This is a genomic window from Stenotrophomonas sp. GW821-FHT02D01 (assembly GCF_059421765.1).
In genome coordinates, this window is record NZ_JBWKVP010000002.1 from 181,708 (window position 1) to 203,413 (window position 21,706).

The following is a 21,706-nucleotide window of genomic DNA, read 5'->3' on the forward strand; positions in this document are numbered from 1 at the left end:
GTGCCCTCACTCGTTGACGGCGACGATGCGACGCGGGGTGGCCAGCACCGGCTCGCGCACCAGGTCGGTGACCTGGCCGTCGACGATGTGCACGTTGCGCTGCGCGCGTGCGGCCAGTTCCGGGTCGTGGGTGACCATCACGATGGTGGTGCCGGCGGCGTTGATCTCCTCCAGCAGTTCCATCACCCCGCGTGCCATCTGCGTGTCCAGGTTGCCGGTCGGTTCGTCGGCCAGCAGCAGACGGGGGCTTCCGGCCAGGGCACGGGCAATCGCCGCGCGCTGCTGCTGGCCGCCGGAGAGTTCGTTCGGGTAGTGCTTCATGCGCGAGCCCAGGCCAACCTGGCTCAGCGCCTTCTCGATGCGCTCGCGGCGCTCGCCGGCGCTCATCTTGCGGTAGCGCAGCGGCACGTCCACGTTGTCGAACAGGTTGAGGTCCGGAATCAGGTTGAAGCCCTGGAAGATGAAGCCGATCTTCTGGTTGCGCAGGCGGCTGCGGGCATCATCGCCGAGCTTGCTGACGTCCTGGCCATCAAGCATGTAGGTGCCGCTGGTGAAGGTTTCCAGCAGGCCGGCGATGTTGAGGAAGGTGGTCTTGCCGGAGCCGGACGGACCGGTGACGGCGACGAACTCGCCTTCCTTGACCTGCAGTTCCAGTGAACGCAGCGCGTGGGTTTCCACCTGTTCGGTACGGAAGACCTTGGCGACCGAACGCATTTCGAGCATGTACATGGGGTGTCCTCTCTCCAGGATGTATGAGTTGTCAGTTGACGGAGACGCGTTCGGCGTCCTTGAACAGGTCGCTGCCCGAGACCACGATGCGGTCCCCCGGCTGCACACCCGACTTGATTTCCACTTCGCCCAGGCTGCTGACGCCCAGTTCGATCGGACGACGCACCGCGGTGCGGCCATCCATTACGTACGCCACACCGTTGCCCTGTTCCACGAACGGGCCGCGCTCGACCTTCATGACATTCCTGCGGGTATCCAGCAGCACCCGCACCGACATCCGCTGGCTCTGGCGCAGGCCTTCAGGCTGGGCTGCGGCAAAGCGGACGCGTGCGTTGACTTCGCCATTGACCACTTCCGGCGACACCGCACTGATCTCGCCCGGGAACGGCTGGCCATTGCCACCGGTCAGCTGCGCCGGCATGCCGATCGCCAGATCGCGCGCGAAGCTCTCCGGCACCTTGATCTCGACTTCGAACTTGGACAGGTCGACCACGCCCAGCACCGGCGCGTTGGCGGCAAGGTTGGTGGCCTGGGTGGCCTGCACCTGACCGACCTGGCCATCGAACGGTGCACGCAGGGTCAGTGCGTCCACCTGGCGCCGCACTTCGGCCACTACGGCCTTCTGGCGGTCGGCCAGCAAACGCTTGTTGCGTGCGTCCAGGTCCGCGCCCTGGCTCTGCAGGCGTGCATCGGTGGTGGCATTGACCAGGCTGATGTCGGCCTTCTTCAGGGTGTCCTGGGCCTTGGCCAGATCGATCTGCGGCACCGCGCCGCCATCGAAGCCGCGCTGGTAGCGCTGCAGGTCGCGGTCGGCGGCCTGTCGCTCGATGCTGGCCTGGTCGGTTTCCTTGCGCGACTTGGCCCGGGCCAGGGTGGCATCCAGGTTGGCGCGGCTGGCCTCGGCTTCCAGGCCGGCCAGGGTGGCCTCCTCCTGGGCCAGCTTGCTGCGCAGCTCGGGGCTGTCGATGATCGCCAGCTCCTGGCCCTTCTTGACCACGTCACCGGCGACCACCTTCAGGTCCACCGTGCCGGCGGAGATGGCGTACAGCACCGGACTGTTGGCGGCGATCACGCGGCCGTCGGCGGCGATGTCGCGCACCAGGTCGCCGCGCTGCACTTCGGCGATGCGCACCCGGCTGCTGTCGAACGAGCTGCTGGCATTGGACCACGCATGCACGGCCCAGCCGATGCCGGCCAGCAGCGCGATGCCCGCCAGGGCCGGCCAGCGGTAACGGTGCCATGCGGCCTTGGGGGCACTGGCTGAAGCGGAGGAAACGATCTGGTCCTGGGCGGAGGTGTCGCGGATCATCGGGTTCGTGCCTGTCGGTGGTGCCAGAGTGGTGCTATGGACAAAGCACACAGCGTGCCAACTTTATTTCCTTTTCCATCAATGAGTTGAACATGTGTTGCTACTGTCCGGGTGTCCGCGGACACCTTTCCGGACACTTTCATTAAGCGGACAGGAGGGGGCTGGCGGACACGCAGGCTAGAATGCGGCGACCGTCTTCAAGGAAATGCGTGACATGTGTGGAATCGTAGGTGCGATCGCCCAACGGGATGTGGTGCCGGTCCTGATCGAAGGACTGAAGCGACTGGAATACCGCGGCTACGATTCCTCCGGCATCGCCGTGATCGATCAGGCCGAACGGCCCGAGGTGCGCCGCGTACGCCGCACTGGTCGTGTCTCGGAGATGGCCACTGCTGCCGAGGCTGAAGGCTTCACGGCCAGCCTGGGCATCGGCCACACGCGTTGGGCCACCCATGGCGGTGTCACCGAGGCGAACGCGCATCCGCACATCAGCCATGGCGTGGCGCTGGTGCACAACGGCATCATCGAGAACCATGAAGAACAGCGCGAGAAGCTGCGCGCGCTGGGCTATACCTTCGAGTCGCAGACCGACACCGAAGTGATCGCCCACCTGATTCATCACCATCTGAAGAATGGCGATGACCTGCTGGTCGCGTTGCAGCACACGGTCAAGGAATTGACCGGTGCCTATGCGCTGGCTGTGATCAGCCGTGCCGAGCCGGAACGTTTCGTCTGCGCCCGCATGGGCTGCCCGCTGCTGGTCGGTCTGGGCGAGGGCGAGAACTTTGTGGCGTCCGACGTCTCGGCCGTGCTGTCGGCCACGCGCAAGGTGATCTTCCTGGAAGAGGGCGACACTGCCGAGATCCGCCGTGATGGTGTGAGCATCTTCGACGGTAACGATCAGCCGATCGAGCGCGATGTGCATCTCTCCGATGTCTCGCTGGCCTCGCTGGAGCTGGGCCCGTACCGGCACTTCATGCAGAAGGAAATCCACGAGCAGCCGCGTGCACTGGGCGACACCATCGAAGCGGCGATCGACGCCGGTGGCTTCCCGGCCGAGCTGTTCGGCAGGAATGCCGAAGCGGTGCTGTCGGGCATCGAGGGTGTACAGATTCTGGCCTGTGGTACCAGTTACTACTCGGGCCTGACCGCGCGCTACTGGATCGAGGCCATCGCCGGCCTGCCGTGCAGCGTGGAGATCGCCAGCGAATACCGCTATCGCGCCGCGTATGCCAATCCCAAGCACCTGATCGTGACCATCTCCCAGTCCGGCGAAACGCTGGATACGATGGAAGCGCTGAAGTACGCCAAGTCGCTGGGCCACAAGCACACGCTGTCGATCTGCAACGTGCCGGAAAGCGCGATTCCGCGCGCCAGCGAACTGGTCTGCTACACCCGCGCCGGCGCCGAGATCGGCGTGGCCTCGACCAAGGCGTTCACCACCCAGCTGGCCGCGCTGTTCCAGTTGACCATGGTGCTGGGGAAGCTGCATGGCCGCATTGATGCCGCGCAGGAAGCGGACTACCTGGAGCAGCTGCGTTTCCTGCCGGGCAGCGTGCAGCATGCGTTGAACATGGAACCGCAGATCGCCGCATGGGCCGAGCGCTTCGCCCGCAAGAGCAGTGCGCTGTTCCTGGGCCGTGGCCTGCACTATCCGATCGCCCTGGAAGGCGCGCTCAAGTTGAAGGAAATCTCGTACATCCATGCCGAGGCCTACCCGGCCGGCGAGCTCAAGCACGGGCCGCTGGCACTGGTGGACGAGGACATGCCGGTGGTGGTGATCGCACCCAACGACAGCCTGCTGGAGAAGGTCAAATCCAACATGCAGGAAGTGCGCGCGCGTGGCGGCGAGCTGTTCGTGTTCGCCGACCAGGACAGCAACTTCAACGAGTCCGAAGGCGTGCATGTGATCCGCACCCCGCGCCATGCCGGCGTGCTCAGCCCGGTGGTGCACACCATCCCGGTGCAGCTGCTGGCGTACCACACCGCGCTGGCACGCGGCACCGACGTGGACAAGCCGCGCAACCTGGCCAAGAGCGTTACGGTGGAGTAAGGGCGGACGTAGCTGGTTGATAGCGAAACAACGGGCGGTCCGGGAGGGAGGACCGCCCTTTTTCGTCCCCGCGTGGCACCATGCGTTCATCAGGCCTGCCGCATCACGGAGGATGCATGCGCCATCTTGACCAGTTCGATGTGCTCGCCAACCTGCACAAAGGTCGCAGCGTTGAACAGTTGCTGTCAGCCGGCCAGGATGCAGACGGGCGGATCATCCGCTTTCTGGTCATCCATCGCGAACGGGAAGGGCAGTGGACAGTAACCTTGCACGAGGTTGCCGACGTGGGCACTGCGCAGTATCTGGACATCTACAGCTTTCCCAGCGTCGCGCGCGATCCGGACGACGCACAGAGCGCATCATTCGCCAGCATAGAGGCCGCACTGGAGTACGCTCGGCGGGCATTGGGTGCGGATATGTGGCGCTTCGTCAATTCGGGTATGACCGAATCCGAGTACAGGGATACCTATCATCAGCAGTGGTGAAGACTGCCGGGCAGTGGAGGGGCCGCGTGAGGCTGTGCGCGCCTCCCTCTGCACGTTCCATGGAAGATTCAATCCGCGCGCATCGACGCGCATATCAGGGGGGGCGGTAAATGAAGAAGTGGCAGGTGGTTGTGCTGGCGACGTCAGTTGCGATGTTGTCTGCATGCGCGAGTGTCCCGACAGCGGACAAGGGGCAGATGGAACTGGCCAAGACCTTCCCGGTGCCGGAGGAAGGCAAGGCAGGCGTCTACGTGTACCGGAACAGCTTTGTCGGCCAGGCGCTCAAGAAGGATCTCTGGATCGATGGCGAATGCTTGGGGGAGACCGCGAACAAGGTGTTCTTCTACACGCTGTTGGCCGGCAACCGGGAACATTCGATCTCGACGGAGTCGGAGTTCTCGCCCAATGACATCAAGCTGCTTGTCGAGGCGGGACGCAACTACTTCATCGAGCAGACCATCAAGATGGGGGTGTTCGTTGGTGGCGCCAAACTCACTGTCGTTCCAGAGGCCGAGGGGCGGCGTCAGGTGGCGCAGTTGAAGCTGGCCCAGAAGGGGCAATGCTCCCGATAGGATCTGGCCGGATGCGCCGGTCGTTAATCGGCGCATCCGTACATACCCATACCGCAGCGCGTGCTTCGCACCGGTGCTATCAGTGCTGTCGGTACCTTGGATCAGCATGAGGCTGCCACTGCTGCCGGCCACGGGCTTTGTGCAGGGGCCGGTGCACCATGGCCGGTTGGCTGCTGGACTGATGGGCCCAGGCAGGTGCCACCGGCACTGGTGTCGGGTCCCGCAACCCATCCGGTCTGGCCGTTCTGACTTTGCAGGGTTGGGCGGTTGCACCAGCCTTGGCCAATCCCATGCGAACTTGAGGGCAGGGAGCCCACTGCATTCAGCCCCGGTTTCAGGCCGGGTGCGATTCTCGGAAGCGTCGAAAGGTTCCTACGACGAACTGTCCCATCGATGCCGCTAGTGACCGATGGTCGCAGTCGTAGAATCAAGTTGACCGAGATCCGGGTTGAACCGTTGAACCCCCTCGTTCGTGTTGCAGCACGACGTCTGCCGATTCATTCCAAGCGGCAGGTGGGTGCGCCAGACGTGCACTGAAAGGTCTGTTCCCGGGGAGGGGGCGAATCGGCAGAGCACACTTTTTTGACTTGAGTGACCTGCACCAGGAAACAAGAATGAACGTCCGCGAGCTCCTGCAATCCAAGAAAGAAGCTGTCATCACCATCGATACGGAAGACACGATCGGTGCCGCCGCGCACAAGATGAGCGCGAATAAAATCGCCGCACTGGTAGTGATGAAGGATGATGCCCCGGTCGGCATCATTTCTGAAAAGGACATCGTCCGCAGCCTGGCCGATGATGGCCCGCAGGCTGGCCGACGGGTGATTTCCAGCCTGCCGTCCACCGGTCTGGAAGGCATTGCGCCGGACGCCACGTTGAAGCAGGCCATGTCCCTGATGACCTACTCGCGTCGTCGCCACCTGATGGTCACCGACGGCAGCAAGCTGGTCGGCATCCTCAGCTTGGGTGACATCGTGAAGAACCTGCTGGGTGAGCTGGAGCTGGAAAAGGCCGTGCTGCAGGACATCTACATGGCGGCCCACTGAGGCCTGCGCTGTGCGATGAGACGAAGCCGGGCATTGCCCGGCTTCTTCGTTTCAGTACGACTGCCGGCTCAGAAGCTGACCTTCACCGAATCGGCGCTGTAGTTCGCCGGGCCGTGGTAGACGACCTCGATGTTGTTGCCATCCGGATCGAGCACGAAGGCGCCGTAGTAGCCGGGATGGTATGGGCGCTCGCCGGGCGCGCCGTTGTCCTTGCCGCCAGCCGCCAGCGCAGCGCTGTGGAAAGCATCGACGGTGGCGGTATCGCGGGCCTGGAACGCCAGATGGTGGCGACCGGTCAGCTGGCCAGCAGCGGCCTCGCTGCTGGCGCTGGAAATGAACAGTTCGTCGGCCCAGAAGTAGTCATCGCCTTCGCCGGCCACCGGGATGCCGATCGTGTCGAACACCGCCTGGTAGAAGCGGCGGCTGGCGGCCAGATCGCGTACGACCAGCTGGATGTGGTCGATCAATCGCCCGCGGTGCAGTTCCATCGTTTCCATGCCAACCTCACAAAAAAGGGGACGGAGGGATTAAGTCGCTCGCGGTCCCATCGTGCCATGAATGTCGGAGCAAGGCCGCCGGGCATGGCCCGGCGCTACCGGAACGGGCCCTTTCTGCCGGTCAGGCGTTGGCGATGATCTCGACCCAGTAGCCGTCCGGGTCCTTGATGAAGGCCAGGTTCTTCATGCGGCCGTCGGTCAGGCGCTTCTGGAAGGTCACGCCCAGGTCTTCGAAACGCTGGCAGGCCGCTTCGATGTCCGGCACCGACACGCAGATGTGGCCGAAGCCGCGCGGGTCGCTGTTGCCGTCGTGGTAGACGGCGCCTTCCTGGTTCTCGGTGCCATGGTTGTGGGTCAGTTCCAGCACGCCCGGCAGGCCGGCCATCCACAGGCGGCGGGTGTTGTCATCTTCCGGCACCACGGTGCCGGCCGGTACGTAGGCCAGGAAGTACAGGCTGAACTGGGCTTCGGCGAAGTCGCGCTTGTCGATCAGCTGGTAGCCCAGCACGCGGGTGTAGAAGTCCAGCGAGGCGGTGGCGTCCTTGACCCGCAGCATGGTGTGGTTGAAGACGAAGCCGGTGGTCTCGGCCGGGGCCTGGGCGGCGACGCCGGGGACATCGCGCAGGGCGGGAATGGTCATGGGGGAGGTCCTTCAGACAGGGCCGTTGCCGGCCGGATGGGTGTCATTCTACGGGCCGGCAGCTGACGGCACCGCGACGTACAATGGCCGGATCGCACCGTTCCGTCCTGATGACCATTGCCCGCCATGTCGCAGCGTGAATGGGTGGCCGCCGCCATCCGCAAGATCGAAGCCGATTTCAACCGTTCCGCCGATACCCACCTGATCCCGCTGGCGCTGCCCGGGTTCGAGGGCATCGAGGTGTACCTGAAGGATGAATCGAGCCATCCCACCGGCAGCCTCAAGCACCGGCTGGCGCGTTCGCTGTTCCTGTACGCGCTGGCCAACGGCTGGCTGCGTGAAGGGCGGCCGGTGATCGAGGCCTCCAGCGGCTCCACCGCCGTTTCCGAGGCCTACTTCGCGCGCCTGCTCGGCCTGCCGTTCATCGCAGTGATGCCGGCCACGACGTCGCCGGAGAAGATTGCCGCGATCGAGTTCCACGGTGGCCGCTGCCATCTGGTCGAGCGCGCCTGCGACCTCAACTGCGATTCGGAAAAGCTGGCCCGCGAAACCGGCGGCCACTTCATGGACCAGTTCACCTATGCCGAGCGCGCCACCGACTGGCGTGCCAACAACAACATCGCTGAATCGATCTTCAAGCAGATGGCCGAGGAGCCCAGCCCGATTCCGGACTGGATCGTGTGCAGTCCCGGCACCGGTGGTACCGCAGCGACGCTCGGGCGCTACGTCAGCTATCGTCGGCATGACACCCGCATCCTGTGTGCGGACCCGGAAGTCTCGGTGTTCTACGATGGATACCAGGCTGCCCTGGCCGGCGGCAACGAGTGGCGCGGCATGACCTGCAACGGCGGCTCGCGGGTGGAAGGCATCGGCCGGCCGCGGGTGGAGTCCAGCTTCATCCCGACCAGTGTCGATGCCATGGTGAAGGTGCCCGACGCCTTGAGCCTGGCCGCGATGCGCCACGTCAGCCGCCAGCTGGGGCGCCGCGTCGGTGGCTCCACCGGCACCAATTTCATCGGCGTGCTGCAGGCTGCGCAGTGGATGCGCGAGGCCGGCCGCCAGGGCAGCATCGTCAGCATCCTGTGCGACAGCGGCGATCGCTACGCGCACAGCTATTACGACCCGGCCTGGTATGTGCGGCAGGGAATCGATGTGGACGCTGCCGACGCGCAGGTAGCGGCGGCGGTGGCCGGGCAGGGCCTGCCTGGATTGCCGTGGTGCAGTCTGGAAGCGCTGTAAGCCGGGGCTCTGGCAGGGTCGAGCCATGCTCGACCCGTGTTTCTCGCGTCGCTACGCAGGCTCAGTAACCTGCGGCCATGAAGGCCTCCAGTACCGCATCGCGCAGAGCGTCGGGCAGGGCCTCGATCTCCACGGCGCGGTCGTCCAGGTGCAGGCGCGGGTCCAGGCTGCTGGCCCGGCCCTGGGCCAGGGCCTGCAGCCACAGCAGCACGCAGATGACGAACTCGCGCTCGTGGCCCAGCCGCACCTGGCTGGCACCGCGCTCGATCACTTCGAAGGGATACCATTCCTGCTCGTCGTTGAACCTGCCGCCCTGGCGCTGCAGTGCCTGCAACTGCTGGAGGTGGCGCGGCGCATCATCGCCCGCATCGCACAGCGCGGCGATCCAGGCCAGTTCAGTCGGGCTGGCCGACAGCGCCAGCGACGGTGAACGTACTGCGGATGGAGCTGGAGCCAGACCTTCCATGTGGGGCCTCCTCGATACGTTCCGCTGCGGTCTCCCCCGCGCCGCAAGCTTCAGCCGGCGGCCGTAAGGCCGACGTGAACAATGGCCCGCCGCCCCTTGTCTGCCGGCCCGCCAGCGCCATATCAACCTGGCTGCCCGCGCTGCCGGGCCCGTATCCTGGAGACCTGCCGTGACCGTTGCCAACCCCCTGCTCGATTTTTCCGGCCTGCCGCGCTTCGAGGCGATCCGCCCCGAGCATGTGGCGCCGGCGCTGGACGTGCTGCTGGCGCAGGCCGAAGCGGCGGTCAGCGCTGCCGAGCAGGTGCAGCCGGTAACCTGGCAGACCTTCGTCACCCCGCTCGACGACGCCACCGAACGCCTGTGGCGCGCCTGGGGCCTGGTGGGCCACCTGCAGGGCGTGGTCAACACGCCGGAACTGCGTGAGGCCTACAACAGCAACCTGCCGCGGGTGACCCGCTTTGCCAGTGCGCTGGGCCAGAACCTGGCGCTGTATCGCCAGTACCAGGCGCTGGCGGCCAGCACCGAAGCGGCCGGTTTCGATGAGGCGCGCCGCAAGGTGCTGGACAACACCCTGCGTGATTTCCGCCTCGGCGGTGCTGAACTGGATGCGGACGCGCAGCAGCGTTTTTCCGCCATCAAGGAGGAACTGTCGGCGCTGTCGGCGAAGTTCTCGCAGAACGTGCTCGACGCCACCGATGCGTGGTCGCTGATCGTCGAAGACCCGGCGCGCCTGGCCGGCGTGCCGGACGACGTGAAGGCTGCTGCACGCGCCGCTGCGGAAAAAGACGGCAAGGCGGGCTGGAAGCTGACCCTGCAGATGCCGTGCTACCTGCCGGTGCAGACCTGGGGCGAGGACCGCGACCTGCGCGAGATCCTGTACCGCGCCAGCGCGCAACGCGCTTCCGAGTTCGGCGACGATGCACTGGACAACGGCGGCAACATCGATCGCATCCTTGCACTGCGTGCCGAGTTGGCCGCGCTGCTGGGCTTTGATTCCTACGCCGACTATTCGGTGGCCACCAAGATGGCCAGCGACCCCGCCGAAGTGCTGGGCTTCCTGCGTGACCTGGCTGCGCGCGCCAAGCCGTTCGCCGCCAAGGACCGCGCCGAGCTGGAGCAGTTCGCCCTCGAGCATCTCGGTATCGACAGCCTGCAGGCCTGGGATCTGGCGTTCGCCGCCGACCGCCTGAAGCAGGCGCGTTACAGCTACTCCGAGCAGGAAGTGAAGCAGTACTTCACCGAACCGAAGGTACTCGGCGGCCTGTTCTCGGTGATCGAGCAGCTGTACGGCCTGCGCGTGCAGGAAGACAGCGCGCCGGTCTGGCATGAGGACGTGCGCTTCTTCCGCCTGGTGGATGCGCAGGGCGCCTTGGTGGGGCAGTTCTACCTGGACCTGTACGCCCGCGAGGGCAAACGCGGCGGCGCGTGGATGGATGACTGCCGCAACCGCCGAGAGCGCGCCGATGGCAGCGTACAGACGCCGCTGGTGTACCTGGTGTGCAACTTCGGCCGTGGTGCCGATGGCAAGCCGGCAACCTTCAGCCACAATGAAGTGACCACGCTGTTCCATGAAATGGGCCATGGCCTGCATCAGCTGCTGACCCGCATTGGCGAACTGGGCGTGGCCGGCATCAACGGCGTGGAGTGGGATGCGGTGGAGCTGCCCAGCCAGTTCATGGAGAACTTCTGCTGGGAATGGGACCACCTGCAGGGCATGACCGCGCATGTGGAAACCGGCGAGCCGCTGCCGCGCGCGCTGTACGAGCGCATGCTGGCCGCACGCAACTTCCACAGCGGCATGGCCACCGTGCGCCAGTTGGAATTCGGTCTGTTCGACATGCTGCTGCACAGCCAGTTCGAGGCGGCGCAGGACAGCGTGCTGGCACTGCTTGAGCGGGTGCGTGCGGAAGTGGCGGTGAACCATCCGCCGAGCTGGAATCGCTTCCCGCACCAGTTCAGCCATATCTTCGCCGGTGGCTATGCCGCCGGTTACTACAGCTACAAGTGGGCCGAAGTATTGAGCGCCGATGCCTACGCCGCGTTCGAGGAAGCACCGCAGGCGCTGGCCGCAACCGGCGCGCGTTTCCGCGACGAGGTGTTGTCGCGCGGCGGCAGTCGCCCGGCTGCCGAGAACTTCAAGGCCTTCCGCGGCCGTGCGCCGCAGATCGACGCGCTGCTGCGCCATTCGGGTATGGCGTAAGCAGGTTTCCGCCATCCACGCATGGCGTGGATCTACCGGAATGCTCCGGCATGGCGTAAACGCAATAAAGGGCAGCGCTCCGGTAGCGCCGGGCCATGCCCGGCGAGCACGTAGCGCGGCGTAGGAAAGCCACCGGGCATGGCCCGGCGCTACCGGGGCGTCCCGCTTTCAATCGGCGTAGATCATCTTCCGGGTCATGCCGCCGTCGACGATGAAATCCTGGCCGGTGCTGAAGCCGGACAACGAGGACAGCAGGTACACCGCCAGTGCGCCGATGTCCTCGGGTTCGCCGACGCGGCCAACCGGATGCTGGGCGTGGTCGGTGGCCGAGTACTGCGGCACGTGCCGGCGTGACGGCGCCTGCCAGGCATCGGTGCTGATCCAGCCGGGGCTGATGCTGTTCACCCGCACCGCCGGTCCCGCACTGATGGCCAGCGCATGGGTGAAAGCCACCAGCCCGCCCTTGGCCGCAGCGTAGGCTTCGCTGTGCGGCTCGGACTGCCAGGCGCGCGTCGACGCGATGTTGATGATCGCGCCTGCATCGGCCGACAGCGCCGGCAATGCGTGCTTGCTGCACAGGAACGCGCCATGCAGCGATGACAGCCGGCGCTGCCATTCTTCCCAGTCCATGTCCTGCAGCAGGGTGCCGTGCGGCCCGGCGATGCCGGCATTGTTGACCAGGCCATCGATGCGGCCGAAGCGTTGCAGGGCCATCGCGATGAAGTCGCGCACGCTGCTTTCGTCGGTGATGTCCAGCCGCTGGAACGAGGCATCATCGCCGCGCTGCCATTCGGCCAGGCAGGCATGGCCCGCCTCCACATCCAGATCGCCGATCAGCACACGGCCGCCGGCCCCGAGCACCGCCTGGGCGATGCCGCGGCCGATGCCGTTGGCACCGCCGGTGACCAGCACCACCCTGCCGTGCAGCGGCGCAGCCGGCCAGGTGGCAATCGGCGGCACCGTGCTCATGACAGGTCGTCACCGCGCAGGCGACGGTGCCAGCCCTCGACACCGATCCTGTCCAGGGTCTGGATGTTGCGCTCGACGATCACGTCCGGGTCCGGGTAGACATCCACTGCGCGTGCCACGCTGTCTTCGCGCAGCAGGTGCAGGGTGGGGTAGGGCGCGCGGTTGGTGTAGTTGCTGGCGTCATCGGCGGCGACGCCATCGAACTGGTAGTCCGGATGGAAGCTGGCCACCTGCAGGATGCCTTGCAGGTCAAGCGCCTCGATCGCCGCATCGGCGTTGTCGAGGAAGTCGTTGTAGTCGAGGAAGTCGGTCAGCACCTGCGGGTGCACGATCAGGGTGGTATCGATCTGCTCGGCCGGCGTGTCGCGCAGCAGCACCAGTTCCTCGGCCAGTTCTTCCACCAGGGCTTCGGGTGTGGTCGCGTCGCTCAGCACGATGCGGACCTGGTCCTTCACGTACACCGCCTTGGCGAACGGGCACAGGTTCAGGCCGATGACGATGCGCTCCAGCCACAGGCGGGTGGCGGCGATCGGGTCATCGGTGGGCAGGGGGGTGTCGGTCATGGCGGGCGCATCGGCTGGCGGGGGAGGTCATTGTAGGCGGGCTGCTGCAGGGGCGCCGTTCACTGTGCAGGAACTGGACAACGGTGATGCTGGAAATTCCCATCGATTCAATCCCTTGCCGATATCACGCCAATGGCCGATTGCCCACACTGCCGGCCCGGCGTGCAATGGCGGCACGACACAGGAGGACTTCACATGACTGCATCTTCCCCATGGCTGCCGGACGCACTCTGGTCAGGCGCCTTCTTCGATGGCCAATGGAGCGCCGCTGCACAGCGCCAGCCGGTGATCGAGCCCGCCACCGGGCACTCGCTTGGCGAAATCGGACTGGCCGACGCGGCGCAGGTCGCGCGCTCTGCAGCCGCTGCGGCGCAGGCACAACAGGCATGGGCGGCGGCGCCGTACGAACAGCGCGCCGAGGTGCTGCGCAAGGCTGCACGCCTGGCCGAAGAAAACATAGACACGCTGGTCGACTGGCTGGTCCGCGAAAGTGGCTCCACCCGCCTGAAGGCCGGTTTCGAGGCCAAGGTGACCATCAAGGCGCTGCATGAGGCCGCCGCGCTGCCTTCGCGCAGCGTGGGTGAGATCCTGCCTTCCGGGCCCGGACGGCTGAACCTGGCGCGGCGCCGTCCGCTGGGTGTGGTGGGGGTGATCTCACCGTTCAATTTCCCGCTGTACCTGGCGATGCGCGCGGTGGCGCCGGCCATCGCGCTCGGCAACGCCGTGGTGCTCAAGCCCGACCCGCGCACGGCGGTGTGCGGTGGTGTGGTGATCGCACGCCTGTTCGAGCAGGCTGGTCTTCCGCAGGGTGTGCTGCAGATGTTGCCCGGCGATGGCGCCGCCGGTGCCGCGCTGACCAGCGACCCGCATGTGGCGATGATCCAGTTCACCGGCTCGACGGCGGCCGGACGCAAGGTTGGCGAAGCCGCCGGCAAGCACCTGAAAAAGGTGTCGCTGGAACTGGGCGGCAAGAACGCGCTGATCATCCTTGACGATGCCGATCTCGACCTGGCCGTGGCCAACACCGCCTGGGGCGTGTACCTGCACCAGGGCCAGATCTGCATGGCCACCGGCCGTGTGCTGGTACAGCGCAGCATCCATCAGGCGTTCCTGCAGAAGCTGGTGGCCAAGGCGAAGTCGCTGAAGGTGGGTGATCCGGCACGTGAGGACGTTGCGCTGGGCCCACTGATCAATGCCGCGCAACGCGACCATGCGGCGCGCGTGGTCGACGACGCGGTGAAGGCAGGTGCCGCCCTCGAAACCGGCGGCACCCACCAGGACCTGTTCTTCGCACCGACCGTGCTCGGCAACGTCAGCGCCGACAATCCGGCGTTCAACGAAGAGATCTTCGCGCCGGTAGCGGTGGTGGTGCCGTTCGATGACGACGACGAAGCCGTGCGCCTGGCCAATGACAGCGAATACGGCCTTTCGATGGCGATCGTCTCCCGCAATGTCGGCCGCGCGCTGAATCTGGGCGAGCGCCTGCGTACAGGCCTGCTGCACATCAACGACCAGACCGTGAACGACGAGGTCATCAATCCCTTCGGTGGGGTAGGGGCGTCCGGCAACGGCACCAGCATCGGCGGCCCGTCCAACGTGGAGGAATTCACCCAGTGGCAATGGATGACGGTCAAGGGCGAAGCCCCGGCCTATCCCATCTGATCGAGGAGAACGCAATGATGAGCAGCAACAATGAAGCGCGTGACATCACCGCCGCCGTGGTGCGTGGCAAGGAACAGCCCTTTGTCATCGAGCAGGCACGCCTGCGTGGCCCGCAGGACGACGAGGTGCTGGTGAAGATCGTGGCGACCGGCCTGTGCCATACCGATCTGATCGTGCGCGACCAGTACTATCCGGTGCCGCTGCCTGCGGTGCTGGGTCATGAAGGTGCGGGCATCGTCGAGGCGGTCGGCCCCAACGTGCGCGAACTGAAGGCTGGCGATCATGTCGTGCTGACCTACGGCCAATGCGGCCACTGCAATCCCTGTCGTGGTGGCCACGGTGCGTACTGCCGCGATTTCTTCGCGCTGAATTTCGGTGGTGATGATGGCCATGGCCATACCGCCATCATCGATGCACAGGGCCAACCGCTGCACGATCACTTCTTTGCACAGTCGTCGTTCGCCACGTTTGCGCTGGCGCGCGAGATCAATGCGATCAAGGTGCCTGACGATGCGCCGCTGGAGCTGCTCGGCCCGCTGGGCTGCGGCATCCAGACCGGTGCCGGTGCGGTGCTCAACTCTCTGCAGGTGCGATCGGGCAGCAGCTTCGCCAGCTATGGCGCCGGTGCGGTCGGTCTGAGCGCGGTGATGGCGGCCAAGGTGGCCGGGGCCACCACCATCATCGCCATCGACGTGGTGCCCTCGCGGTTGCAGCTGGCCATGGAGCTGGGCGCCACCCATGTGGTCAACAGTCGCGAGACCGATGTGATCGAGGCGGTGCGCGCGATCACCGGTGGTGGCGCCGATTTCGCGCTGGAATCGACCGGTCGTCCGGAAGTGCTGTCGGCCGGTATCGAAGCCTTGGCCGGGCTGGGCATGATGGGCGTGGTCGGTGCGCCGAAGCTGGGCACCACCGCCAATTTCGATGTGAACAACCTGCTGCTGGGTGGCCGCAGCATCCGTGGCATTGTCGAGGGCGACAGCGTGCCGCAGGTGTTCATTCCGCAGCTGGTGACGCTGTACCAGCAGGGGCGCTTCCCGTTCGACAGGCTGGTGAAGTTCTATCCGCTGGAGCAGATCAACCAGGCGGCCGAGGACAGCACGCGGGGGATTACGCTGAAGCCGATTCTGCGGATCGCGGCGTGAAGTGAGGGTGGGGTGGGTTTGCAGGGCTGCGCCCTGCACCTGCCGAATCAACGTCAACGTCAACGTCAACGTCAAAAGCGGGCATTCCGTGGGATGGCGGGGTGGGTCCGGTTGCGGGGGACGCTGCGAGTACGTCCATGTAAGCTCGGTCGCCGCATCCATGCGGCTCACGCCCCCGCAACCGGACCCACCCCGCCTTCGACAGGTTCCCGCTGCTGTTGGTGGGTGCTGACCGTTGGTCGACACGTGGATCCACGCGATGCGTGGATGAATGCCCGACGAAATGGAAACGCTCCGTTGTTGGCATGTAACGCGGGCATGGCGTGTGTGGGTGTACGCTTCATGCATGATGGCCACGACAGTCGGGCAACAGCAGCTTGTGGCGGCTCGGGCCGCCTTCGCCGAGGGCGACGTGCAGTCGCTGGCGATGCTGCCCCTGCCGTTGCAGCAGTCCTGGCAGCGCTCGCATGCGGCGGGTGTGCGCCCCGGGCAGGAGCCGTATTACCCGCCGTTGCAGGGCAACGGACACCGCTTGGAGTCCCGCGATGACCGCCGCCTGGCGCGTTGCGTGCAGCCGGAACTGGAGCAGTTGTGGGCCGCGTTCGGTGCGCGTGGGTGGACGATGTTCTGCGCCAACCGCGAGGGCATGGTGATCGTGCATCGCGCCCATGGCCTGGAAGATGCAGCGCTGCTGCGGCCGATCCAGGTGGGCCGGCGGCTGGGCGAGGCCGAGATCGGCACCACCGCGCCTGCGGTCAGCCTGGCCGACGACCTGCCCGCATTGGTACGCGGCAACGAACACTATCTGCAGCGGTTCGCGCCCGTGTTCTGCCTGAGTGAGCCGCTGCATGACCTGCAGGGGCAGGTCTGCGGTGCGATCGACATCACCGGGCTGGGGGAACGCGATCCGGCGTTGCTGCAGGGCTATTTCCGGCAGGCAGCGCTGGCCATCGAGAACCGCTTGATGCACACGCTCAGCGATGTGCATCTGCTGGCGGTGCAGCATGATCCGCGCTGGTTGGCATCACCGCTGCAGGGCCTGTTGGCGGTGCAGGAAGACGGCCAGTTGCTTTGCGCCAATCGCGTCGCCCGGCGCCTGCTCGGCCTGCCGCGGCGTGGGCCGCTGCCGCTGCTTTCGCTGGACACGCTGTTTGCCGGCGCCAGCGGAGCACAGCGACGTCGACTGCTGCAGCCCGGCCCTGCGCATCGGGTGCGACTGGGCGAGGGCAGTGCGGTCCATCTGCAGCATCTGCAGGCACCGCGCGCCGCACGGACACGTTCACCGGCTACGGCCGCAGCGCCCGTTCAGGCGGCACCATTGCGTGACCAGCAGCGCGATGCGGCACGGCGAGCCGCCCATACCGCCGAAGGCAACCTCAGCCTCGCCGCACGCCAGCTCGGCATCTCGCGGACAACGCTGTACAAACTGCTGCGCGAGTGAGGCCGGCCACCGACGCCGGCGCTACATCGCGGTGTCGATCAATCGCGGAAGTTGTTGAACTGCAGCGGCAGTTCGAACTTGCCGGCCTTCAGCACGGCGATGGCGTCCTGCAGGTCGTCGCGCTTCTTGCCCATCACCCGCAGCTTGTCGCCGTTGATCTGGGTTTCCACCTTGAGCTTGGCTTCCTTCAGCGCCGCAGCGATCTTCTTGGCGATCTTCTGCTCGATGCCCTGCTTGACGGTGATCTTTTGCCGGGCCTGCGCAAGGTTGGTTTCCACGTCGCCATATTCCAGGCTGAGCACGTCGATGCTGCGGGCGGCCAGGCGAGCGCGCAGGATGTCGTTCATCTGCTTGAGCTGGAACTCGCTCGGTGCGGACTGGGTGATTACTTCGCCGTCGCGCTCGAACTTGGCGTCCACGCCCTTGAAGTCGAAACGGGTGGCAAGCTCGCGGTTGGCCTGGTCGAGCGCATTGGTCAGTTCGTGGGTGTCGACTTCGGACACGACGTCGAAGGAAGGCATGGGCGTTACTCCGCAGAAATCAGTGGCGGCCATTCTATCGCGGGGGCCCGTGTGCCTGCCCGTGCAGGGCCGAGCCTTGCCCGATGGAGTTGCCCGATAGGGTCGCTCTGCAGACCCAACAACACGGCGCGGTCGGCGATAATGCGCCATGAACCTGCATCGCTCCCCTTCGCGCGCCGTGGCCTGGATGGTCGCCGCCGTCGCCTGTTTCTCGCTGATGGACGCTGGCATGAAGCAGCTCTCGGCCAGCTATCCCTCGCTGGAGGTGACTTTCCTGCGGGGTGTGGCGTCGCTGCCCTTCGTGCTGGTCTGGGTGCTGGCCAGTGCCGGGCCACGCTCGCTCATTCCGCGACGCTGGGGCCTGCACCTGCTGCGCGGTGGGCTGGGCATGGCGATGATCGGCTGCTTCGTATTCGCCCTGCGCGACCTGCCGCTGTCCACCGCCTACACCATTTATTTCGTCGCGCCGCTGCTGATTGCCGCACTGTCGGTGCCGCTGCTGGGCGAGCGGGTCGGGCCGCGGCGCTGGGTCGCCATCGGCATCGGCCTGGTCGGCGTGCTGGTGGTGCTGCGCCCGGGCGTGGGTGGTTTCATTTCGGTGCCGGGCCTGATGGTGCTGGCCGCTGCCACTGCCTATGCCATCGCCGCGATCACCGTCAGCCTGCTGACCCGTACCGATACCTCGCAATCGATGGTGGTCTGGTTCCTGGTCATCATGGCGATCGGCGCCGGGCTGCTGGCGATTCCCGGATGGGTGCCGCTGCAGATGGCGCATGCGCCGTTGATCGCCGGCATGGGCCTGGCCGGCGCACTGGGCCAGATCGCACTGACCAAGGCCTTCCAGCTGGGTGAGGCCTCGATGATCGCGCCGCTGGAGTACAGCGGCCTGGTCTGGGTGATCGGCTGGGACCTGGCGTTCTGGGGGCAGCTGCCTGATGGCTACACCTGGGCGGGCGCGGCGATCATCGTCGCCTCGGGCCTGTACCTGCTGCACCGCGAACGGGTGAACCGGCAGGAGCCGCCGAAACCGTTGGACCATCCCTGAACCGGTTTGGCCGTGAATGGGGTCAGAGCCCCGCAGGGGCTGACCCCGGCCAATGCGCCGGTGCGGGCGACTTAGAACCAAAAGGAATAACATTCTGGCCCATGGCGCGGGCGCGCGAGCGCCGGCGCTGGTAGGCTGCACGCCCCCTTCCATCGCCCTCCCGGTGAGCTGATCCCGTGATCGAGTTCCAGCGCCTGCACAAATCCTATGCCGTTGCCGGCCGCGCAGTCAGCGCGCTGCAGCCGCTGGACCTGACCATCGAGGCCGGCGAGGTGTTCGGCATCATCGGCCATTCCGGTGCGGGCAAATCGACGCTGATCCGCATGATCAACCGCCTGGAGGAGCCCAGTGGTGGCCGCCTGTTGATCGCCGGCGAAGATGTCACCGCGTTGGATCCGGAAGGCCTGCGCGCGCTGCGCCGCCGGATCGGCATGATCTTCCAGCACTTCAACCTGCTGTCCTCGCGCACGGTGGCCGGCAATGTCGCCTTCCCGCTGGAGCTGGCCGGTACGCCGAAGGCCGAGATCGATGCGCGCGTGGCCGAACTGCTGCAGACCGTGGGCCTGCAGGCGCATGCGGACAAGTATCCGGCGCAGTTGTCGGGCGGCCAGAAGCAACGTGTGGGCATCGCCCGCGCGCTGGCCACCCGCCCGCAGATCCTGCTGTGCGACGAGGCCACCAGCGCGCTCGATCCGCAGACCACCGCGTCGGTGCTGGCGCTGCTGTCGAAGATCAACCGCGAACTGGGCCTGACCATCGTGCTGATCACCCACGAGATGGATGTGATCCGTCGCGTCTGCGACCGCGTGGCCGTGCTAGATGCCGGGCAGCTGGTCGAGACCGGCCCGGTGACGAAGGTGTTCCTGCATCCGCAGCACCCGACGACCCGTCGTTTCGTCAGCGAATCGGAGCAGGTGGACGAGGGGACGCTGCACCGCGATTTCGACGCGGTCGGTGGCCGTGTCGTGCGCCTGACCTTCCTCGGCGCCGACACCTACGAACCCCTGCTCGGCAGCGTCGCGCGGCAGACCGGGGTCGACTACAACATCCTGTCCGGCCGTATCGACCGGATCAAGGACACCCCGTATGGACAGCTGATCGTCGCCCTGGTGGGCGGTGACCAGTCCGCCGCGCAGGCCGCGTTCGTGGCTGCCGGCGTGCACGTTGAGGAACTGCGCCGATGATCATCGCCACCGCTGGCGGCTTCTTCCGTCACCTGGATGCAGGCAAGTGGGCCGACATCGGCCAAGCCACCATCGACACCCTGCTGATGCTGGCCGGTTCGCTGCCGCTGACCCTGGCCATCGGCCTGCCGCTGGGCGTGCTGCTGTACCTGTTCGGTGCGCCACAGCTGAAACGCCGGCCGGTTGCCTACGGCGTGCTTGCGCTGGTGGTGAACCTGCTGCGCTCGGTGCCCTTCATCATTCTCATGATCGTGCTGATCCCGGTGACCCTGTTCATGATGGGCACCTCGCTGGGCGTGCGTGGCGCGATCGTGCCGCTGGTCATCGGCGCTGCACCGTTCTATGCGCGGCTGGTGGAAACCGCCCTGCGTGAAGTGGACCGCGGGGTGATCGAGGCGACCCAGGCCATGGGCGCCACCACCTGGCAGCTGGTCACCCGCGTGCTGCTGCCCGAAGCACGGCCGGGCCTGATTGCCGGTGCGACGGTGACCACCGTGGCCCTGATCGGCTTCACCGCGATGGGCGGTGCGATCGGTTCCGGTGGCCTGGGCGACCTGGCCTTCCGCGACGGCTACCAGCGCTCGCACACCGACGTGGCGCTGGTCACGGTGGTCCTGCTGTTGGTGCTGGTGCAGCTGCTGCAGATGCTCGGCGACCGCCTGGTCGCGCATTACAGCCGCAGATAACAGAATGCCGGGCGGCGCCCGGCATCGTTCAGGGTGGTGCCGGTCGCTGGCCGGCAACTTCATGTCTGGTAGTGCCGGCCGCTGGCCGGCAACCTCATGAACGCGGGAAGCACCGTGCAGTTGCCGGCCAGCGGCCGGCACTACCACCGTGTGCAGTCAACGCACGTTTGGTACTTCGTAGCCCAGCTTGCCCACCTGCTCGGCGTGCTGCGGCACGCGCTTGAGCTTGTCGGTGTTGACCCCGTACTCGTCGCGCAGGCGTTCGGCCAGGTCCTTGTACAAGGCCTTGTCCATGTCAGGCGTGCGGGCGAAGATCCAGGCCATCTCGCGGCCCGGGTAGCCGATCAGCGCCCAGGAATAGTCCGGCGCTACTTCCAGTACCCGCGAATGGGTCGGCACGACCCGGTAGAACCAGGTGCGCCAGCCGTGGTTGCCACTGTCGGGATCGACGCTGGCGCGCGCACGGATTTCCTGCAGCGGTTCACCGAAACCATCGCGGTAGCGATAGGTGATGGCGACCTTGTGGTCCTCGCGCAGCTCGTACTGGTTGACGCTGGCGACGTGACCGCGCTCGATGAAGTTCGGCACGCGGCCGATCACGTACCAGGTCCCCATGAAGCGCTGCAGGTCGATCACCCCATCTGCAGAGGCTTCCGCGGCGCTGTTGCGGGACGACGGTGGGGAATTGGCAGCCACTGCCGGACCGCCCAGGGACAGGGCCAGCAACACAGCGCAGAGCGGGCGGATCGAGGTCATGCGGGAGCGGGCTCCAGTGGGCTTGCCCGCGCATGGTCACTGTGTGCACGCCATCCGTCAATGGTGTCGCAGCCGGTGAGAAGCCCCGCAGCCAAGCTGACCGGCATCGACCACCGGAGAATCCGCATGCGCACACGTCCCCGCCACCGCCCGCCAACTGAACGCGTCAGCGAACGCGCCGATCCGCGCCTGTTGCGGGTGGTGCCGCAGCTCGCCCTTGCTGGCCTGGCCGTGGTGCTGGTGTGGCCGGCCGCGCGCGGCAGCAGTGCCTGGCTGGGCTGGTTGCCGCTGTGGCTGGTCGGCATGCCGTTGGCGGCCTGGTGGGCACTGCTGCGCTGCCCGTTGCCAACGCTGGCCGCGCTCCGCTCGCTGCGACGCGACCATGGGCAGGCCCGGCGGCGCTCCCCCACACGTACGCGCAAGGCGCACACCGCCACGGCCTGACCTTCGACACGGGGGCGGCCCCGGTGATCCATGCTAGCGTTCCACGGCTAATGA

22 protein-coding genes are annotated in these 21,706 nt (G+C 66.3%); 13 read left to right on the forward strand and 9 right to left on the reverse strand.

Going from position 1 to position 21,706, the window contains the following annotated elements; genetic code table 11:
* Positions 1-6: 6 nt before the first annotated feature.
* Complete coding sequence (locus tag AC07UW_RS05725; RefSeq protein ID WP_032976565.1) at positions 7-729, reverse strand: ABC transporter ATP-binding protein; 723 nt, start codon at positions 727-729, stop codon at positions 7-9.
* Positions 730-760: 31 nt separating this feature from the next.
* Positions 761-2,038 (reverse strand): efflux RND transporter periplasmic adaptor subunit, encoded by a 1,278-nt coding sequence (locus AC07UW_RS05730; RefSeq protein ID WP_025877336.1) that lies wholly within the window; start codon positions 2,036-2,038, stop codon positions 761-763.
* Between the two features lie 214 nt (positions 2,039-2,252).
* Here AC07UW_RS05730 and glmS point away from each other — a divergent pair, with 214 nt between their 5' ends.
* From glmS to AC07UW_RS05750, 4 genes are all read left to right on the forward strand, one after another.
* Positions 2,253-4,091 carry a glutamine--fructose-6-phosphate transaminase (isomerizing) gene (glmS, locus tag AC07UW_RS05735; protein ID WP_495211612.1) on the forward strand — a complete coding sequence of 613 codons (1,839 nt, stop codon included), beginning with the start codon at positions 2,253-2,255 and terminating at the stop codon, positions 4,089-4,091.
* A 116-nt stretch (positions 4,092-4,207) separates the two neighbouring features.
* Entirely contained in the window at positions 4,208-4,576 is a 369-nt protein-coding gene (locus tag AC07UW_RS05740; RefSeq protein ID WP_223496645.1) for a hypothetical protein, read from the forward strand.
* 110 nt (positions 4,577-4,686) lie between these two features.
* Positions 4,687-5,148 (forward strand): DUF2846 domain-containing protein, encoded by a 462-nt coding sequence (locus AC07UW_RS05745; protein ID WP_223496643.1) that lies wholly within the window; start codon positions 4,687-4,689, stop codon positions 5,146-5,148.
* A gap of 614 nt (positions 5,149-5,762) precedes the next feature.
* Positions 5,763-6,194 carry a CBS domain-containing protein gene (locus tag AC07UW_RS05750; RefSeq protein WP_025877332.1) on the forward strand — a complete coding sequence of 144 codons (432 nt, stop codon included), beginning with the start codon at positions 5,763-5,765 and terminating at the stop codon, positions 6,192-6,194.
* A gap of 68 nt (positions 6,195-6,262) precedes the next feature.
* Here AC07UW_RS05750 and AC07UW_RS05755 read toward each other — a convergent pair whose 3' ends face one another.
* Together AC07UW_RS05755 and gloA are read right to left on the reverse strand one after the other, a co-directional pair.
* Entirely contained in the window at positions 6,263-6,691 is a 429-nt protein-coding gene (locus AC07UW_RS05755) for a VOC family protein (RefSeq protein ID WP_025877330.1), read from the reverse strand.
* Positions 6,692-6,812: 121 nt separating this feature from the next.
* Complete coding sequence (gene gloA, locus AC07UW_RS05760; protein ID WP_088101934.1) at positions 6,813-7,331, reverse strand: lactoylglutathione lyase; 519 nt, start codon at positions 7,329-7,331, stop codon at positions 6,813-6,815.
* Positions 7,332-7,457: 126 nt separating this feature from the next.
* Here gloA and AC07UW_RS05765 point away from each other — a divergent pair, with 126 nt between their 5' ends.
* Complete coding sequence (locus tag AC07UW_RS05765; RefSeq protein WP_025877326.1) at positions 7,458-8,570, forward strand: PLP-dependent cysteine synthase family protein; 1,113 nt, start codon at positions 7,458-7,460, stop codon at positions 8,568-8,570.
* Between the two features lie 61 nt (positions 8,571-8,631).
* Here the strand turns inward: AC07UW_RS05765 and AC07UW_RS05770 are convergent, their stop codons facing one another.
* Positions 8,632-9,036 carry a hypothetical protein gene (locus AC07UW_RS05770; protein WP_495211613.1) on the reverse strand — a complete coding sequence of 135 codons (405 nt, stop codon included), beginning with the start codon at positions 9,034-9,036 and terminating at the stop codon, positions 8,632-8,634.
* A 169-nt stretch (positions 9,037-9,205) separates the two neighbouring features.
* On the opposite strand from AC07UW_RS05770, the gene AC07UW_RS05775 reads away from it, so the two are divergent.
* Complete coding sequence (locus tag AC07UW_RS05775; protein WP_495211614.1) at positions 9,206-11,236, forward strand: M3 family metallopeptidase; 2,031 nt, start codon at positions 9,206-9,208, stop codon at positions 11,234-11,236.
* 168 nt (positions 11,237-11,404) lie between these two features.
* On the opposite strand, the gene AC07UW_RS05780 is transcribed toward AC07UW_RS05775, so the two are convergent.
* Positions 11,405-12,205 carry an SDR family oxidoreductase gene (locus AC07UW_RS05780; RefSeq protein WP_495211615.1) on the reverse strand — a complete coding sequence of 267 codons (801 nt, stop codon included), beginning with the start codon at positions 12,203-12,205 and terminating at the stop codon, positions 11,405-11,407.
* A complete protein-coding gene (locus AC07UW_RS05785; protein ID WP_025877318.1) occupies positions 12,202-12,768 on the reverse strand; it encodes a DUF1415 domain-containing protein in 567 nt (188 codons plus the stop codon). The genes AC07UW_RS05780 and AC07UW_RS05785 overlap by 4 nt, the downstream gene beginning before the upstream one ends.
* Before the next feature lie 195 nt (positions 12,769-12,963).
* On the opposite strand from AC07UW_RS05785, the gene AC07UW_RS05790 reads away from it, so the two are divergent.
* From AC07UW_RS05790 to AC07UW_RS05800, 3 genes are all read left to right on the forward strand, one after another.
* Complete coding sequence (locus tag AC07UW_RS05790; protein ID WP_495211616.1) at positions 12,964-14,430, forward strand: benzaldehyde dehydrogenase; 1,467 nt, start codon at positions 12,964-12,966, stop codon at positions 14,428-14,430.
* 17 nt (positions 14,431-14,447) lie between these two features.
* Positions 14,448-15,575, forward strand: a complete 1,128-nt coding sequence (locus AC07UW_RS05795) for an NAD(P)-dependent alcohol dehydrogenase (RefSeq protein ID WP_495211617.1) — start codon at positions 14,448-14,450, stop codon at positions 15,573-15,575.
* Positions 15,576-15,924: 349 nt separating this feature from the next.
* Positions 15,925-17,016: a helix-turn-helix domain-containing protein gene (locus tag AC07UW_RS05800; RefSeq protein WP_495211618.1), complete on the forward strand. Its 1,092-nt coding sequence runs from the start codon at positions 15,925-15,927 to the stop codon at positions 17,014-17,016.
* 38 nt (positions 17,017-17,054) lie between these two features.
* Here the strand turns inward: AC07UW_RS05800 and AC07UW_RS05805 are convergent, their stop codons facing one another.
* Positions 17,055-17,537, reverse strand: a complete 483-nt coding sequence (locus AC07UW_RS05805; RefSeq protein WP_025877313.1) for a YajQ family cyclic di-GMP-binding protein — start codon at positions 17,535-17,537, stop codon at positions 17,055-17,057.
* A 148-nt stretch (positions 17,538-17,685) separates the two neighbouring features.
* Here AC07UW_RS05805 and AC07UW_RS05810 point away from each other — a divergent pair, with 148 nt between their 5' ends.
* The 3 genes from AC07UW_RS05810 (at position 17,686) to AC07UW_RS05820 (ending at position 20,452) form a co-directional block, all read left to right on the forward strand.
* Positions 17,686-18,582, forward strand: a complete 897-nt coding sequence (locus AC07UW_RS05810) for a DMT family transporter (RefSeq protein ID WP_223496627.1) — start codon at positions 17,686-17,688, stop codon at positions 18,580-18,582.
* Between the two features lie 176 nt (positions 18,583-18,758).
* The gene (locus AC07UW_RS05815) at positions 18,759-19,766 is read left to right on the forward strand and encodes a methionine ABC transporter ATP-binding protein (protein ID WP_025877309.1); all 1,008 of its coding nucleotides are present in this window, start codon (positions 18,759-18,761) and stop codon (positions 19,764-19,766) included.
* On the forward strand, positions 19,763-20,452 hold the full coding sequence (locus AC07UW_RS05820) for a methionine ABC transporter permease (protein WP_025877307.1): 690 nt from the start codon (positions 19,763-19,765) through the stop codon (positions 20,450-20,452). The genes AC07UW_RS05815 and AC07UW_RS05820 overlap by 4 nt, the downstream gene beginning before the upstream one ends.
* A gap of 156 nt (positions 20,453-20,608) precedes the next feature.
* On the opposite strand, the gene AC07UW_RS05825 is transcribed toward AC07UW_RS05820, so the two are convergent.
* The gene (locus AC07UW_RS05825; RefSeq protein ID WP_025877305.1) at positions 20,609-21,208 is read right to left on the reverse strand and encodes a lipocalin family protein; all 600 of its coding nucleotides are present in this window, start codon (positions 21,206-21,208) and stop codon (positions 20,609-20,611) included.
* 126 nt (positions 21,209-21,334) lie between these two features.
* On the opposite strand from AC07UW_RS05825, the gene AC07UW_RS05830 reads away from it, so the two are divergent.
* Entirely contained in the window at positions 21,335-21,652 is a 318-nt protein-coding gene (locus AC07UW_RS05830; protein WP_032976554.1) for a hypothetical protein, read from the forward strand.
* Positions 21,653-21,706: the final 54 nt, after the last annotated feature.

Excerpts from the sequence above, each read along its gene's own strand:
- AC07UW_RS05795 (WP_495211617.1), top strand. The coding sequence starts at position 14,448 with ATGAGCAGCAACAATGAAGCGCGTGACATCACCGCCGCCGTGGTGCGT.
- AC07UW_RS05755 (WP_025877330.1), bottom strand. The coding sequence starts at position 6,691 with ATGGAAACGATGGAACTGCACCGCGGGCGATTGATCGACCACATCCAG.
- gloA (WP_088101934.1), bottom strand. The coding sequence starts at position 7,331 with ATGACCATTCCCGCCCTGCGCGATGTCCCCGGCGTCGCCGCCCAGGCC.
- AC07UW_RS05750 (WP_025877332.1), top strand. The coding sequence starts at position 5,763 with ATGAACGTCCGCGAGCTCCTGCAATCCAAGAAAGAAGCTGTCATCACC.
- AC07UW_RS05765 (WP_025877326.1), top strand. The coding sequence starts at position 7,458 with ATGTCGCAGCGTGAATGGGTGGCCGCCGCCATCCGCAAGATCGAAGCC.
- AC07UW_RS05740 (WP_223496645.1), top strand. The coding sequence starts at position 4,208 with ATGCGCCATCTTGACCAGTTCGATGTGCTCGCCAACCTGCACAAAGGT.
- AC07UW_RS05730 (WP_025877336.1), bottom strand. The coding sequence starts at position 2,038 with ATGATCCGCGACACCTCCGCCCAGGACCAGATCGTTTCCTCCGCTTCA.
- AC07UW_RS05780 (WP_495211615.1), bottom strand. The coding sequence starts at position 12,205 with ATGAGCACGGTGCCGCCGATTGCCACCTGGCCGGCTGCGCCGCTGCAC.
- glmS (WP_495211612.1), top strand. The coding sequence starts at position 2,253 with ATGTGTGGAATCGTAGGTGCGATCGCCCAACGGGATGTGGTGCCGGTC.
- AC07UW_RS05810 (WP_223496627.1), top strand. The coding sequence starts at position 17,686 with ATGAACCTGCATCGCTCCCCTTCGCGCGCCGTGGCCTGGATGGTCGCC.
- AC07UW_RS05805 (WP_025877313.1), bottom strand. The coding sequence starts at position 17,537 with ATGCCTTCCTTCGACGTCGTGTCCGAAGTCGACACCCACGAACTGACC.
- AC07UW_RS05800 (WP_495211618.1), top strand. The coding sequence starts at position 15,925 with ATGGCCACGACAGTCGGGCAACAGCAGCTTGTGGCGGCTCGGGCCGCC.
- AC07UW_RS05725 (WP_032976565.1), bottom strand. The coding sequence starts at position 729 with ATGTACATGCTCGAAATGCGTTCGGTCGCCAAGGTCTTCCGTACCGAA.
- AC07UW_RS05830 (WP_032976554.1), top strand. The coding sequence starts at position 21,335 with ATGCGCACACGTCCCCGCCACCGCCCGCCAACTGAACGCGTCAGCGAA.
- AC07UW_RS05790 (WP_495211616.1), top strand. The coding sequence starts at position 12,964 with ATGACTGCATCTTCCCCATGGCTGCCGGACGCACTCTGGTCAGGCGCC.
- AC07UW_RS05825 (WP_025877305.1), bottom strand. The coding sequence starts at position 21,208 with ATGACCTCGATCCGCCCGCTCTGCGCTGTGTTGCTGGCCCTGTCCCTG.
- AC07UW_RS05820 (WP_025877307.1), top strand. The coding sequence starts at position 19,763 with ATGATCATCGCCACCGCTGGCGGCTTCTTCCGTCACCTGGATGCAGGC.
- AC07UW_RS05770 (WP_495211613.1), bottom strand. The coding sequence starts at position 9,036 with ATGGAAGGTCTGGCTCCAGCTCCATCCGCAGTACGTTCACCGTCGCTG.
- AC07UW_RS05745 (WP_223496643.1), top strand. The coding sequence starts at position 4,687 with ATGAAGAAGTGGCAGGTGGTTGTGCTGGCGACGTCAGTTGCGATGTTG.
- AC07UW_RS05785 (WP_025877318.1), bottom strand. The coding sequence starts at position 12,768 with ATGACCGACACCCCCCTGCCCACCGATGACCCGATCGCCGCCACCCGC.